Annotated in this window: 12 protein-coding genes, 1 rRNA gene and 1 pseudogene; 10 read left to right on the top strand and 4 right to left on the bottom strand. The window is 32.7% G+C overall.

From position 1 onward, the window contains the following. Positions 1-14: 14 nt before the first annotated feature. The 5 genes from rpsM (at position 15) to HSX44_RS02205 (ending at position 3,446) form a co-directional block, all read left to right on the top strand. Positions 15-383: a 30S ribosomal protein S13 gene (rpsM, locus tag HSX44_RS02225; protein ID WP_275602119.1), complete on the top strand. Its 369-nt coding sequence runs from the start codon at positions 15-17 to the stop codon at positions 381-383. 22 nt (positions 384-405) lie between these two features. Further along, a complete protein-coding gene (gene rpsK / locus HSX44_RS02220; protein WP_025264195.1) occupies positions 406-792 on the top strand; it encodes a 30S ribosomal protein S11 in 387 nt (128 codons plus the stop codon). Positions 793-813: 21 nt separating this feature from the next. Continuing rightward, positions 814-1,884, top strand: coding sequence for a DNA-directed RNA polymerase subunit alpha (locus HSX44_RS02215; RefSeq protein ID WP_275602118.1), 1,071 nt, complete (start codon positions 814-816; stop codon positions 1,882-1,884). A 7-nt stretch (positions 1,885-1,891) separates the two neighbouring features. Continuing rightward, the gene (gene rplQ, locus HSX44_RS02210; protein WP_410543448.1) at positions 1,892-2,272 is read left to right on the top strand and encodes a 50S ribosomal protein L17; all 381 of its coding nucleotides are present in this window, start codon (positions 1,892-1,894) and stop codon (positions 2,270-2,272) included. Positions 2,273-2,429: 157 nt separating this feature from the next. Continuing rightward, positions 2,430-3,446, top strand: coding sequence for a substrate-binding domain-containing protein (locus HSX44_RS02205; RefSeq protein ID WP_275602117.1), 1,017 nt, complete (start codon positions 2,430-2,432; stop codon positions 3,444-3,446). Between the two features lie 1,601 nt (positions 3,447-5,047). On the opposite strand, the gene HSX44_RS02200 is transcribed toward HSX44_RS02205, so the two are convergent. The 3 genes from HSX44_RS02200 to rlmB form a co-directional block, all read right to left on the bottom strand. Beyond that, on the bottom strand, positions 5,048-5,584 hold the full coding sequence (locus HSX44_RS02200; protein WP_275602116.1) for a cytochrome c oxidase assembly protein: 537 nt from the start codon (positions 5,582-5,584) through the stop codon (positions 5,048-5,050). Next, positions 5,585-6,307, bottom strand: coding sequence for a Bax inhibitor-1/YccA family protein (locus tag HSX44_RS02195; RefSeq protein ID WP_275602115.1), 723 nt, complete (start codon positions 6,305-6,307; stop codon positions 5,585-5,587). 68 nt (positions 6,308-6,375) lie between these two features. After that, entirely contained in the window at positions 6,376-7,146 is a 771-nt protein-coding gene (gene rlmB, locus HSX44_RS02190; protein WP_275602113.1) for a 23S rRNA (guanosine(2251)-2'-O)-methyltransferase RlmB, read from the bottom strand. 95 nt (positions 7,147-7,241) lie between these two features. On the opposite strand from rlmB, the gene HSX44_RS02185 reads away from it, so the two are divergent. Then, the gene (locus tag HSX44_RS02185) at positions 7,242-7,757 is read left to right on the top strand and encodes a Smr/MutS family protein (RefSeq protein ID WP_275602112.1); all 516 of its coding nucleotides are present in this window, start codon (positions 7,242-7,244) and stop codon (positions 7,755-7,757) included. Positions 7,758-8,152: 395 nt separating this feature from the next. Here HSX44_RS02185 and HSX44_RS02180 read toward each other — a convergent pair whose 3' ends face one another. Then, the gene (locus HSX44_RS02180; protein ID WP_275602111.1) at positions 8,153-8,761 is read right to left on the bottom strand and encodes a hypothetical protein; all 609 of its coding nucleotides are present in this window, start codon (positions 8,759-8,761) and stop codon (positions 8,153-8,155) included. A gap of 155 nt (positions 8,762-8,916) precedes the next feature. Here HSX44_RS02180 and HSX44_RS02175 point away from each other — a divergent pair. The 4 genes and pseudogenes from HSX44_RS02175 to HSX44_RS02155 all read left to right on the top strand — a co-directional run bounded on the left by HSX44_RS02175 (position 8,917) and on the right by HSX44_RS02155 (position 12,605). Further along, positions 8,917-10,420: ribosomal RNA gene (locus tag HSX44_RS02175) — 16S ribosomal RNA — on the top strand. A 113-nt stretch (positions 10,421-10,533) separates the two neighbouring features. After that, positions 10,534-10,913: pseudogene (gene sdhC, locus HSX44_RS03935) on the top strand (succinate dehydrogenase, cytochrome b556 subunit). Next, a complete protein-coding gene (gene sdhD / locus HSX44_RS02160; RefSeq protein ID WP_275602109.1) occupies positions 10,910-11,275 on the top strand; it encodes a succinate dehydrogenase, hydrophobic membrane anchor protein in 366 nt (121 codons plus the stop codon). The pseudogene sdhC and the gene sdhD overlap by 4 nt, the downstream one beginning before the upstream one ends. Before the next feature lie 85 nt (positions 11,276-11,360). Further along, positions 11,361-12,605 (top strand): hypothetical protein, encoded by a 1,245-nt coding sequence (locus tag HSX44_RS02155; protein WP_275602108.1) that lies wholly within the window; start codon positions 11,361-11,363, stop codon positions 12,603-12,605. Positions 12,606-12,746: the final 141 nt, after the last annotated feature.

Here is a 12,746-nt window from a genome sequence, read left to right as displayed (position 1 = left end):
GTATTGGGGTATTAGTGGTACGCGTTGCAGGTGTAAATGTTCCAGTAAAGAAATGTGTTCCTTTTGCATTAACTTATATATATGGTATAGGTATCGCTACTGCAAATACAATTTGCCGTGCTTGTGAAATTAATAAAGGTAAACGTATTTCAGAATTACAAGATAAGGATATAGAGAGGATCGGTAATTTCATTAGACAAAATTATACCATAGAAGGTGAACTTAGGAAAGAAGTGGCTATGAATATAAAGTCTTTAGTAGAAATGGGGTGCTATAAAGGAGTGAGGCACAGAAAAGGTTTGCCTGTAAGAGGACAAAGGACTCATACCAATGCTAAGACTCGTAAGGGTAGGTCTCGTTTATCTATTGCTGGAAAGAAATAAAATTTGTGGTTATTATGAATTTATGAAGAAGTTCAGAACAGTTAGTAAAAGTACAAAGAAGTTTGTTACTGGAATTGTTCATATTCGTGCAACTTTTAACAATACTTTTATAAATGTAACTGATGTTCAAGGTAACACTTTGTACCAAACTTCTGTTGGCGCACATGGTTTCTCAGGTTCAAGAAAATCTACACCTTATGCTGCGGGGAAAGCTTCAGAATCTGCTGCAAGGATTGCGGTAGAAAAATTTGGTATGAAAGTTGTTTCCGTGATAATATGTGGTCCTGGTTTTGGGGCTGAAGCTGCGGTTAAAGCACTCCAAGGCTGTGGGTTAACAGTAACCTCAATTGCAGATAAAACCGCAATTCCTCATAATGGATGTAGGTTAAGAAAAAAAAGAAGAGTATAGAATATTTAAAAAGGGTATTTTATGTATCGTAATGACAATGTTACTGTTTTTAGTAGTTTAAGTAAATTGACTAGGCCTAATTCAATCAAGGTATTACCAGGTAATTCAAATGAAAAAGGTGATATAGTATTAGAACCATTGGAGAGTGGTTTTGCTTTGACGCTTGGTAATGCATTGAGGCGTGTGATGTTATCTTCTCTTATAGGTAGTGCTGTTTATGGAATAAAAATTGAAGGTGTAACTCATGAGTTTACTTCAATTCAAGGGATAAGAGAAGATGTAACTGATATAGTATTGAATGTAGGTATGTTGAGGTGTAAATTGAATGGTACTCTTAATAAGAGCTTAAATTTGAGTGCTAAAGGGCCTTGTCAAGTAGTGGCTGGAATGATAGAAGCTGATGATCAGTGTTCTATTGTTAATAAGAATTTGCTAATATGTACCCTCGGGCAGAATGTGGAGCTCAATATGACTATATATGTAGCTAGTGGAAAAGGCTACCTTCCTGTTACCAAATATAAAGAAAACGAGCTTTTGAAGCTTATTAGTGAACGGGATTTAAAGGGGTTCATCCCAGTTAATGCTTTGTATAGTCCTATTAACAAGGTTTCGTATAAAGCAGAGAATAGTCGTGTTGGTCAAGTTACTGATAAGGATAAGTTGATATTGTCGATTGAAACTGATGGTACAATTTCTCCAAGTCAAGCTGTTGATTCTGCTGCAAGGATATTACAAGAGCAACTGCAGCCCTTTATTAACTCTGATGCGAGTCATAAAAAGTCGTCACAAGTTTCTTCGTCTAGTAGTTATAGAGATTTAGGTTATGATCCTATCTTATTACGTAAGGTAGATGAAATGGAGTTGTCTGTTAGGTCACATAATTGTTTGAAAAATGAAAATGTTACTTATATAGGTGATCTTGTTCAGAGAACGGAGAGTGAAATGTTGAGGACTGCTAATTTTGGCAGAAAGTCCTTGAATGAGATCAAGGCAGTTTTAAATAATTTTGGTTTATCTTTAGGTATGAATATCCCAAATTGGCCACCTAAGAATATAGATGAATTAGCTAGACAACATACTGATGAAGATTGAATGATATATGAAACATAGAATAAAAAAGCGTAAACTCTCTCGTCGAACTAAGCACAGATTATCGATGCTGAAGAACCTGTCTATTTCCTTAATAAACCATGAGCAGATTATAACTACTTTGCCGAAGGCTAAGGAGCTTCGCCCGTATGTGGAAAAATTTATTACAATTGCTAAGAATAAAAATACTTTATATGGCAGAAGGCTTTTACTTTCGCGCCTTCATAATAATAAGTTAGCAGTTGATAAGTTACTAGCTTTAGCTGCTACCCGTTATCAAGATCGTAAAGGTGGGTATTCTAGAATAATAAAGTTTAACACCCGAAAAGGTGATTGTGCTTCAATGGCGGTGGTAGAACTTGTTGATAGGGAATACTGTAGCAAAAAGTAAAGTTAGTAATAAAAAAAGAAGAAATTAAAGTAGTTATAAAAATTAATTATTATTATAATTATCTATTTTTATGGTAAATAGTTTGTACCTTAGTTGGAATTTTTTAATTTGATCTTTTGTTATAATAATTATAGGTTTATATCTTTAATGAAAAATAATGCCTAGGAGCTTTCTCTTAATTTTTATATTTGTAGTGTTTATGCCGCTATCAGATGTTGATGCAAGGAAATATATTAGAATTGTTGGATCTTCGACGGTTTTTCCTTTTATCTCATTTATAGCTGAAGACTTCAGTCGTGTATTTTCTTTTAGAACTCCAGTTGTAGAATCGATAGGAAGTGGCCAAGGATTCAAGATGTTTTGTTCAGGTATAGGAAAGAACACGCCAGATATCGCTGCTTCATCTCGTCCTATAAAGGAGGCGGAGAGAGAGTTATGTAAGAGAAATAAGGTTAATGAAGTGGTAGAAATCATCATTGGATATGACGGAGTTGTAATTGCAAATTCGAATCAAAGTTATAAGTTTGATTTTACAAAAAAAGATTTGTTCGAAACTTTATCTGCGTATTCCGAAGAAAATGGTAAACTGGTTAAAAATAATAAGAAGTTTTGGTTTGATATAAATCATGTTTTACCAAAAACAGAAATTGAAATTTATGGTCCACATCAAAATACAGGTACTTATAATACTTTGATTAATTTCGTTATGCTTGATCAATACTCATGCATGAATTCAAGAGTTTTCAAAGAGAGCTATAAGGATCCAGAAGAAAGAAAAAAAGCATGCAGTAGTATAAGAGATGATGGAAGATACATAGAAGTTGGAAGTAATGAAAATATAATAATTCAAAAATTGAAAAGCAATAGAAATGCCTTAGGGATATTTAGTTTTAGCTTTTTAGTGAGGAACCAAGATAAAGTACAAGGGAGCACAATTGCAGGAATTGAACCAACTTATGAAAATATATCGTCAGGAAAATATATACTAGCAAGGCCTCTGTATATTTACATAAAAAAAGAGCACTTAAATATCACTGATGGATTAAAAGAGTTCATTAGAGAGGTGATAGATTCAATCAGTGCTAAGAATGGATACTTATCTAGGCTTGGTCTGATTCCGCTTTCGAATGATGATATAAAGAAAGTTTTAGCGAAAGTTTATGATATAGTGTAATATCTTTTGTTTTAGAAAATAGATCTATAGAAAGTTACTAACGTTTGCAGGTCTTATATTCAATTATGCTTATTACTGAAATATTTCTATTGTTGTTCGGCTTAATGATGGTGATTATTGTTATTACTGATAAGTATTTGTACTACGGATGAAAAATTTTCCTAGCTCGTTTATATGATTACCTGCACATCTAGTTCAACTTTTTTTGCTGGGTAAAGTTGAGTAGATTGCGTAGAATATCAGCAGTTTTTGCGGTTGTCAGTTATATTTGGGTTGTTTTTATTTCTTGTTTGCAGTTATTCTATCCTGGATAGTCTTGAGTTATATTAATGTATTGATTGAAGTAGATCTGTCTTTTATAGACAACATGAGCAACTTGTGTTTAGTGATGTTGAAATAGGCTGTCTCTAGGAAATTCTGCTATGGAGAGCAATGTTACACACTGCATAGAAGATTTTGGTATAATTAATTGTTGTATAGTGATTGCAGTTTTTTTCTAGATTCTCAAAGTTCTAAGTCTTAAATAATTTACTTTATTCTAAGTATTCAAATACTACGAAAAGAAGATTACTAAATACACGAAGTGGTGAATCATTATAGCCTGATTTCTTGATATATATATTTTCTTATTATTTTGGCTGATATTTCATTATTTAACACAACATATCATGGAATGTTTAATGGTATCAACTAGTGGGCTTATACTTCCTATAGTAATTCTGGATACTCTATAATACTTTCTTACTTGAAATTCATACTAATCGTCTTTATAACCTTGGGTTCTCTAGCTTTTCTTAGCTACTTTAAAAGTACAAAACTGTTCTATATTTACTATGGATGAATAAGCCTTTTGTTCATCAAGATAGTTATTGTTTTATTTTTAGTTATATTAAAATGTTAACTTAGGAGTATCATTGTGATATATGATCACATGAATTAGAGACTTTATTTCAGTCTTGGCTCTTTTTTGCCTTTAATTAGTTAGGGAATGTAGTTGCTTTTTGCAAGCGGATAGAATCAAAATCTTTCGTTAAGTGGTTATTTTCTCTTTTGGTAATGAAATGAAGCTATTTCTATTGTTTTAAAAATTGTTGCTTGATAAAAGCACACTTGTAAAAATATTGCCAATCTATTTTTGCATAAGCAAACTCTTGTTGCTTAATAGGAGAAATAGCTAATCTAGTGTATAAGATAAATTTGAGAACCTACATAAGATTTCTTCGCGATAAAATCGCTGCTTAATTGTATCGCGTTGAACAAGCACATTTTATTGTAGTGGTAAACAATCTCTATATTCTAGAATGCATTTTGATTGATTTGGTACATATAATTCCTTCACATAAGTTTTTATATCATTTAAAATAATTAAGAATTTTATATTTATAATTATATCTTTACTATATTCATTATAAGAAAAAACTAATCTTGATACTTTGAATAGTAGAAGGTTGCTGACGCACTTACCTATACATAAATGTTGTCTGGATTGCTATGCAAATGTTGCAGTAGTGTTTAGTTAATTAAAAAAGTTTTTTTTGCTGCGTTTACGACTCATATATGTACTTTAGAAACAAGATTTACAACCTTTCTTCCATTTCCTACTATTTAAGCTTGAAAAACGTATATGATAGTGTTATTTCACTTAAATCTTTTGTGCTATTATCATGCATGATCTCAGGGTCTATGTAAAAGGAAACTGGCATGGCTGCTTTTTGTTTCGGCAATAGCGTTTGTTCTTCAAAGCAAAAGCATGCAACTTTGTTAAAATACTTACCTGCTTTAAAAGGTGTGACGTTGTATACTGCCATTCCAAGCGAAAGCTGATCAGATAAATTTTTTGCGTAATAGAAAGCTAAATTTTGTTCCCCTATGTTCACATCAATGTAGCTAGTTTCTGGGTAAAATTTCCATAATAAATCTGGCATTATATCAGCGTTAAAATAGACTCTAATTTTTTGATTAGTTATATTTGTTGTTGTGTTGATTACTTTTCTCGTTGTGCCGCCATACCCGGTAACTTTACAAAAGGTACTATATAGTGGTACCGAAATGTATGTAAGACATAGCATTAATATCACTAAGGATATCAAAAAAAAAGCTATAGAACCTTTACTATTTCCTCTTAAGAAGGAAAACATCTAGTCTCTATTATTAAACAAGTTAAGTAACCTAAGTAGATTGAGGAAGATGTTGATAAAGTCGAAATAAAGATTAGTTGCACCAAGTATAGCTAGCTTAGTGGCTGCGAGTTCTGATCCATCATTGTACCTATAATAGACATCTTTTATCCTTTGAGCATCGTATGCAGTAATTAGAGTAAAAATTATTACTGATATGAATGATATTGCAAAATAGAGAGAACTGCTTCCAAGAAATAAATTAACTATGGACGCAATGATTAATCCCCAGATTCCCATAATTAGAAAAGAACCCATGCTAGTCAGATCTTTTCTTGTAGTATTACCATATAAAGCCATGGAGCCAAACATAAACGATGTAATAAAAAATGCTCTTGCTATATTTTTTGCTATGTAAACTATGAAGATATGGGATAAGGAAAGCCCCATTAAGACTGAGAATAAGAGAAATACAGTAACTGTAGACTGAGAGCTCAGATATTGAAGCCTAAAAGACATATAAAATACTAGTACAACTGGAGAAAGCATCACTATAAGTGACAGAACTGGATTGGAATAAATTACCTGAAAAAGACCAGAAAACACCGTCAAAAACGCAATAAGTCCAGTAATACCTAAAGCTAGAGCCATGTAATTATATACTTTAGTTAGGTAACTCCTAAGTCCAGCGCTATAATAAATACCTTGAGAGCAAACACCTCGCTCATTTCTCATGTAAGACATAAATATGACTCCTTTTTATTCCTTAGCGTTATTGTAGTACGAAACTATATCTTTATCAAGTAAAAAAATCACTTTATTATTATATGCGGTGTTTTACTGTATATAGAGTATAATCCTATTGCTGCTGCATTTGAAACATTTAAGCTATCAATTGCATTTGACATTGGGATTTTTAAAAGATAGTCACAATTTTCTTTAACTAATCTCCGCATTCCTTTCTCTTCAGAGCCAAAAATAACTACTCTTTTTTTCCAAAATCTTTTTATTTCATTTATATGCTCTTTAGCATTGCTATCAAATCCATAACACCAATAGCCGACCTTTTTTAAATGCTCCATAGTTTTTACTATGTTTGTAATGTATATTAGCGGCATAATATCTAATGCTCCACTTGCTGCTTTTGCAATAGATGCATTTTCGTTTGGTGAATAGTTATGAGGTAAAATTGCTGCATCAACATTAAAACAAGCTGATGTTCTTAAAATTGACCCTATATTATGTGTGTCAGTAACTTGATCTAAAATAACTATAGTGGAAATTTCGCTTGAGTTTTTAGTTATTTTTTCAATGCTTAAGCTGTGGAGAATAGGAGCAACTTTTAAAGCAATTCCTTGGTGATTAGCACTTTTTGGTAAAATATTGTTAAATATTTTATTTTCTACTAATTGGAATTTAATGCCCTTATTATCTACACATTGCCTAATTTCTTTTTCATGTTCCTTATAGAAACTTTTTGTTATTAACAGTTTTATACACTGCCTATTTTTATTCTTTAGTGCTGACATGCAAGTGTGCTTTCCATACAGCCAAAAACTTTCATTAATTTTTAATGGTTTCATTGTACTGTTGGGGATCGTATTTCTATAAAATAAGTAATATTTTACNTATGCTTAGATATTATTGTAAAGTTGTAAGATATGATTATAGTGTATTTATGTTAAATAATGAGTTAAATTGGCAAAAAAACGTTAAACCAATAAGGTCTGAAAAAGTGACTTTAAGAGTTGATCATAAAGTAAATATAAAATCTATAGTCAGTAAAGATGCATCTTACTTACAAGAAAATTTTCTTAATATTGATAATGGTAACTTGCCATTTTGTCTTGACTACAACACAAAGTTAAAAGTTGATAAAGGAAAATGTTTCATAAGTGATAAGCTTGACCTACATGGCTATAGTATAGAGGATGCTTACTATAGATTAGTGGGTTTTATTATTAAAAGTTATCAAGTAGGGAGTAGATGTTTGTTAATAATTACAGGACAAGGAAGTACGGTAGGTAAAACAGATATTATAAAAAATAATTTAAGTAAGTGGTTAAATGATACTAAAATTCAGCATATGGTTCTATACTGTCGACAAGCTACAAAAAAACATGGTGGTAAAGGAGCTTTTTATGTCTTGTTGAGAAAGAATAAAAATCTTAGATTACATAGAAGATTGGCTTAGTTGTTGATGGAGTTTTAAGCATTAATTTGTAAAGAGCAAGGGTAATTTAGTCGCTTTTTCGTTATTTTAGCTACAAACATTGATGGCCTTTTGGCTAAGTAAGAAAAAGGTAAAACAGACTTTGGTTAATGTCTATTTTAAAACTGCGACTCAGTTGCATTCTTAATACAACTAACATTTAGTTATAATTTTTTAAAAAATTTACTAGATAAAAAAAAGAGAACATGAAACACATAGCATAAAAATTAAATATGAGAATTCAACTATGTAATGCTTTCGTCTTTTAATCTGCACGGATTAAAAGTAATTGAGTACCTTTAGTACCATAATTAAGAGGAACTAGTGAAGTTTATTAAATAGCTTCTTCCATTTCTGCCATGTACAAAAGCAGTCTTTTAACTTTCATATATCCGAAGTAATTCTTGTGCGTTAGCTTTTATTAGAGTAGGGCATTTTCTGTCATTTAATAATGAGTGTAATATTTTAACTGCGCCTTTGATGTCATTATTATGTATCTTTATTATAGCAATAGCTTCTTGACTTGAACAAGGGTATACTATACTTGATTCTAAATTATTAATTTTATCTTTATTTATTTTTTCATTATTGTAAAATAAACTCATTACTTCTAAATATTGTGCTAATTCACGTAGAACATTAGGAATATCTTGATCATCTGCTATATCGTTGTAAATAGATACTGCATCTGTTGGTGTTAAATTTGAGATATGGTTGAATGCGCTTTCGAAATTTGCTAAACACTTCCAACTTGAGCCTATTTCCTCTAATAACTTTATATCTTTTTTGGAAAATAATGCTTTATAAAACTTATTGCCTGCGGTTATAGATTGCTTTGTGCTATCAATATTATATAATGAGTACAATATGATAATAACTAGAAATGGTATTAATATAAGTAAAAGGATGTATTTCTTCATAGTAGTACTCTTAGTAAATGTATATTTATATATTAATGCTTTTGATTTGCAAAAACATATTGACACTATGATTATATCATATAATAATATTTTTAAAGTTGTTTGAATAGTTGAAGATTAAAAATATTTCTAAAGTAGAAATAAAGACAGCAGTATAAAGCTAAATTATTCTTTATCGGATTTTATCCGATATACCCTCAACCTTTTATGGGTTGAAGTTTAAATTTGAGAGTTTGATCCTGGCTCAGAATGAACGCTGGCGGCAGGCCTAACACATGCAAGTCGAACGGAGTTATGGTATAGCTTGCTATAGTATAACTTAGTGGCAGACGGGTGAGTAATGTATAGGAATCTACCTAGTAGTACGGAACAATTGCTGGAAACGACAACTAATACCGTATACGCCCTACGGGGGAAAGATTTATTGCTATTAGATGAGCCTATATTAGATTAGCTAGTTGGTAGGGTAATGGCCTGCCAAGGCTATGATCTATAGCTGATCTGAGAGGATGATCAGCCACACTGGAACTGAGATACGGTCCAGACTCCTACGGGAGGCAGCAGTGGGGAATATTGGACAATGGGCGGAAGCTTGATCCAGCCATGCCGCGTGAGTGAAGAAGGCCTTTGGGTTGTAAAGCTCTTTCAGTGAGGAAGATAATGACGGTACTCACAGAAGAAGTCCTGGCTAACTCCGTGCCAGCAGCCGCGGTAATACGGAGAGGGCTAGCGTTATTCGGAATTATTGGGCGTAAAGAGCACGTAGGCTGGTTAGTAAGTTAAAAGTGAAATTCCAAAGCTTAACTTTGGAATTGCTTTTAAAACTGCTGGTCTAGAGGTTGAAAGAGGATAGAGGAATTCCTAGTGTAGAGGTGAAATTCGTAAATATTAGGAGGAACACCAGTGGCGAAGGCGTCTATCTGGTTCAAATCTGACGCTGAGGTGCGAAAGCGTGGGGAGCAAACAGGATTAGATACCCTGGTAGTCCACGCTGTAAACGATGAATGTTAAATATGGGAAGGTTACTTTCTGTGTTACAGCTAACGCGTTAAACATTCCGCCTGGGGACTACGGTCGCAAGATTAAAACTCAAAGGAATTGACGGGGACCCGCACAAGCGGTGGAGCATGTGGTTTAATTCGATGCAACGCGAAAAACCTTACCACTCCTTGACATGGAAATTATATCTATTCGAAGGGATAGAGTCGGTTCGGCCGGGTTTCACACAGGTGTTGCATGGCTGTCGTCAGTTCGTGTCGTGAGATGTTAGGTTAAGTCCCGCAACGAGCGTAACCCTCATCCTTAGTTACCATCAGGTAATGCTGGGGACTTTAAGGAAACTGCCAGTGATAAACTGGAGGAAGGTGGGGATGACGTCAAGTCATCATGGCCCTTATGGAGTGGGCTACACACGTGCTACAATGGTGGCTACAATGGGCTGCAAAGTCGTGAGGCTAAGCTAATCCCTTAAAAGCCATCTCAGTTCGGATTGCACTCTGCAACTCGAGTGTATGAAGTTGGAATCGCTAGTAATCGTGGATCAGCATGCCACGGTGAATACGTTCTCGGGTCTTGTACACACTGCCCGTCACGCCATGGGAATTGGTTTCACTCGAAGCTAATGACCTAACCGTAAGGAAGGAGTTATTTAAAGTGGGATCAGTGACTGGGGTGAAGTCGTAACAAGGTAGCAGTAGGGGAATCTGCAGCTGGATTACCTCCTTAGGCTTTGTGCATAGCTCACTGCTTTTAATGGTAGTGCTATTATGCACTATACTGCTGTCTTTACTTCTTCTTTGTTTTGATCTTCCTATTCTAATTTCTTGGTATGAGATTTTATGAGTGATAGGCCTATTTCTCCACATCTACAAATATATAAAATACAAATTACTAATCTTTTCTCTATTATACATAGATTAACTGGTATCTTGCTATTTCTTTTGTTAGTAATGCTTTCTTGGTATTTTATATTACATGTTTATTTTCCTAAACTGTTTATAGTAAAGTACTTAAATGTATTGNNTTATCTACTCCTATTGCTAAATTAGCTTACGTTTTATGTTTTGTAGGTTTCCTATATCATTTTTTCAATGGTATTCGTCATTTATTATGGGATGTTGGGTTTAACTTAAGAATTACTGATGTTTCGAAAAGTGCTATACTACTGACGGTAATGTTGCTTCTTTTTACTATGGCTTTTTTATTTATATTTATATGAATCAGTTTAGAAATTCAGTACATTATTGGTGGGTACAGCGTATTTCTGCAGTGGTTTTGCTACTTTTATTCCCTTGGTTTATCTATTTGGGTTTTTGTGCATTTTATGCAAATACTTCTTTATCTTTTAATGAAAAATTACTTCAGGCTATTGATCATCCTCTAGAACTTTTGTTTTTTGTTATATTACTATTTTATATTTTTTGGCATGCAGTTCTTGGAATACAGGTAGTATGCGAAGATTATATACATAGCATACCTATAAAGTTTTTTATAATTACATGCATAAAGTACTTATCGAGCGTCACTTATATAGTCCTTGCCTTTACAATTTTTTTCTTTTACAGGCATATTTTTTTATAAGACCGTCAACTCTATGTTAATATGTTATTAACGTGTTGGTTTTATTATTGAACTATAGTGCTTATAGTGATCTTAGTTTAATAATATGTTGGAGGTATTAAAGAAAGTAGGAACAAATCTTGTACTAAAGATAAAAGATCTATTTGCTCCATCTGAATCTCAAATTTACGTCAAAGACCTCAGAAAGGTGATGGTGTACAAAGACGGGCGGAAGTGTCGATATCCAGAGAATTATGATCATATTGTTAGGTTTGGTAAAATCGAAAAAGGTGAAGATAATAATAAGGATATGTATAAGCTTCGTTATGGTGGATATAAATATAATTTAATTTCTGTTTTATCAGATGAAAAAGGAGAACCTTTTAAAACAAGGGACGGTAAAAGTTATTTTACTATTCAATTTTTAGTTGATAAAGGTAAGGTTAATAGAGACAAACATGATTGTAATGACGATTATCGTGGGTTTTATGAGCCATTTAAGTTTAAAAAATTTGATCTTGCAGGACATTTACCAGTTTTTGAGATTGACACTAGTTTACTTAAGTTAATTAATTCTTCTGTACTGACTAAAAAGGAAAAAAGTAAAGAAGGTAAAGTTCAAGAGTTCATTGATGAAAAAGGAAGAAACGGAGAATTATTATACACTAGTGATTATAAAAAATTAAGCACTAGTTTTTTTGAAATTAGAGCTCAGGGTAATAACCTTGAGCTAGATAAGAGTCTTATATCTGTTTCTGTTGTCTTTATTGCAGGCTTAGCTAAGATTTGTGCTAAGTTGTTAGCTTTCATTCCTATGAAGTTAGCTGAGTATTTAATGAGAAGGCAAAATTTAATTGCAAAATCTTGTGGTTACTTTTTATTTACCACTGCAATAATGGTGAAGAACTTGGTAAATATAGGAACTACTATGTTGAAAGCTCCAATTTTATTGTTTGTAGCAAATAAAAAAAAGTATGGTGATGCTTACCTGACTATGTGGAATTGTCAATTACGTGAGTACTGGAAAGAATTCATGAAAGACTTTAGCGTTATTGGAGCTGGAAAAAGGGAAGAATTAAGGGATAAAGATGATGAAAAGATTATAGGAACGTGGAAAGAGCTTAATGTTAGGAAGCTATTTGTTGAAAAAGGCTTAGAAGAGAGAGTTAATAGTAGTGAAGATATAAATAAGTCTGAGAAGCAAAGCTTAAATAGAAAGAAATCGCAAAATGAAATTGATAAAAGGATAGTTGAGTTTAGAAATCAGAGGAACAGCAATGTTTACATTAGGAAGGAGCAAAATAGGAGAAACTCACAGCAAGGGCAAGACGATAAACTACATACGTACTAATTTGTGGTTACTTTTAAGTTAATATTATCCACTTTCTACTTTAATCATTTTACGGCAAGAGCTTGTATGCATTTTATGCTTAGCATAAAGTATTAGTTAATATCTTAACTAAATGTGCCCTATAACACTATGTGGTGGTAG

Source organism: Wolbachia endosymbiont of Onchocerca gibsoni (genome assembly GCF_029169405.1).
Lineage (GTDB): Bacteria > Pseudomonadota > Alphaproteobacteria > Rickettsiales > Anaplasmataceae > Wolbachia.
Note: the sequence above shows the minus strand (reverse complement) of the source record. Positions and strands in the feature narration are given on the sequence as shown.

Excerpts from the sequence above, each read along its gene's own strand:
- rpsK (WP_025264195.1), top strand. The coding sequence starts at position 406 with ATGAAGAAGTTCAGAACAGTTAGTAAAAGTACAAAGAAGTTTGTTACT.
- HSX44_RS02215 (WP_275602118.1), top strand. The coding sequence starts at position 814 with ATGTATCGTAATGACAATGTTACTGTTTTTAGTAGTTTAAGTAAATTG.
- rplQ (WP_410543448.1), top strand. The coding sequence starts at position 1,892 with ATGAAACATAGAATAAAAAAGCGTAAACTCTCTCGTCGAACTAAGCAC.
- HSX44_RS02205 (WP_275602117.1), top strand. The coding sequence starts at position 2,430 with ATGCCTAGGAGCTTTCTCTTAATTTTTATATTTGTAGTGTTTATGCCG.
- HSX44_RS02200 (WP_275602116.1), bottom strand. The coding sequence starts at position 5,584 with ATGTTTTCCTTCTTAAGAGGAAATAGTAAAGGTTCTATAGCTTTTTTT.
- HSX44_RS02195 (WP_275602115.1), bottom strand. The coding sequence starts at position 6,307 with ATGTCTTACATGAGAAATGAGCGAGGTGTTTGCTCTCAAGGTATTTAT.
- rlmB (WP_275602113.1), bottom strand. The coding sequence starts at position 7,146 with ATGAAACCATTAAAAATTAATGAAAGTTTTTGGCTGTATGGAAAGCAC.
- HSX44_RS02185 (WP_275602112.1), top strand. The coding sequence starts at position 7,242 with ATGTTAAATAATGAGTTAAATTGGCAAAAAAACGTTAAACCAATAAGG.
- sdhD (WP_275602109.1), top strand. The coding sequence starts at position 10,910 with ATGAATCAGTTTAGAAATTCAGTACATTATTGGTGGGTACAGCGTATT.
- HSX44_RS02155 (WP_275602108.1), top strand. The coding sequence starts at position 11,361 with ATGTTGGAGGTATTAAAGAAAGTAGGAACAAATCTTGTACTAAAGATA.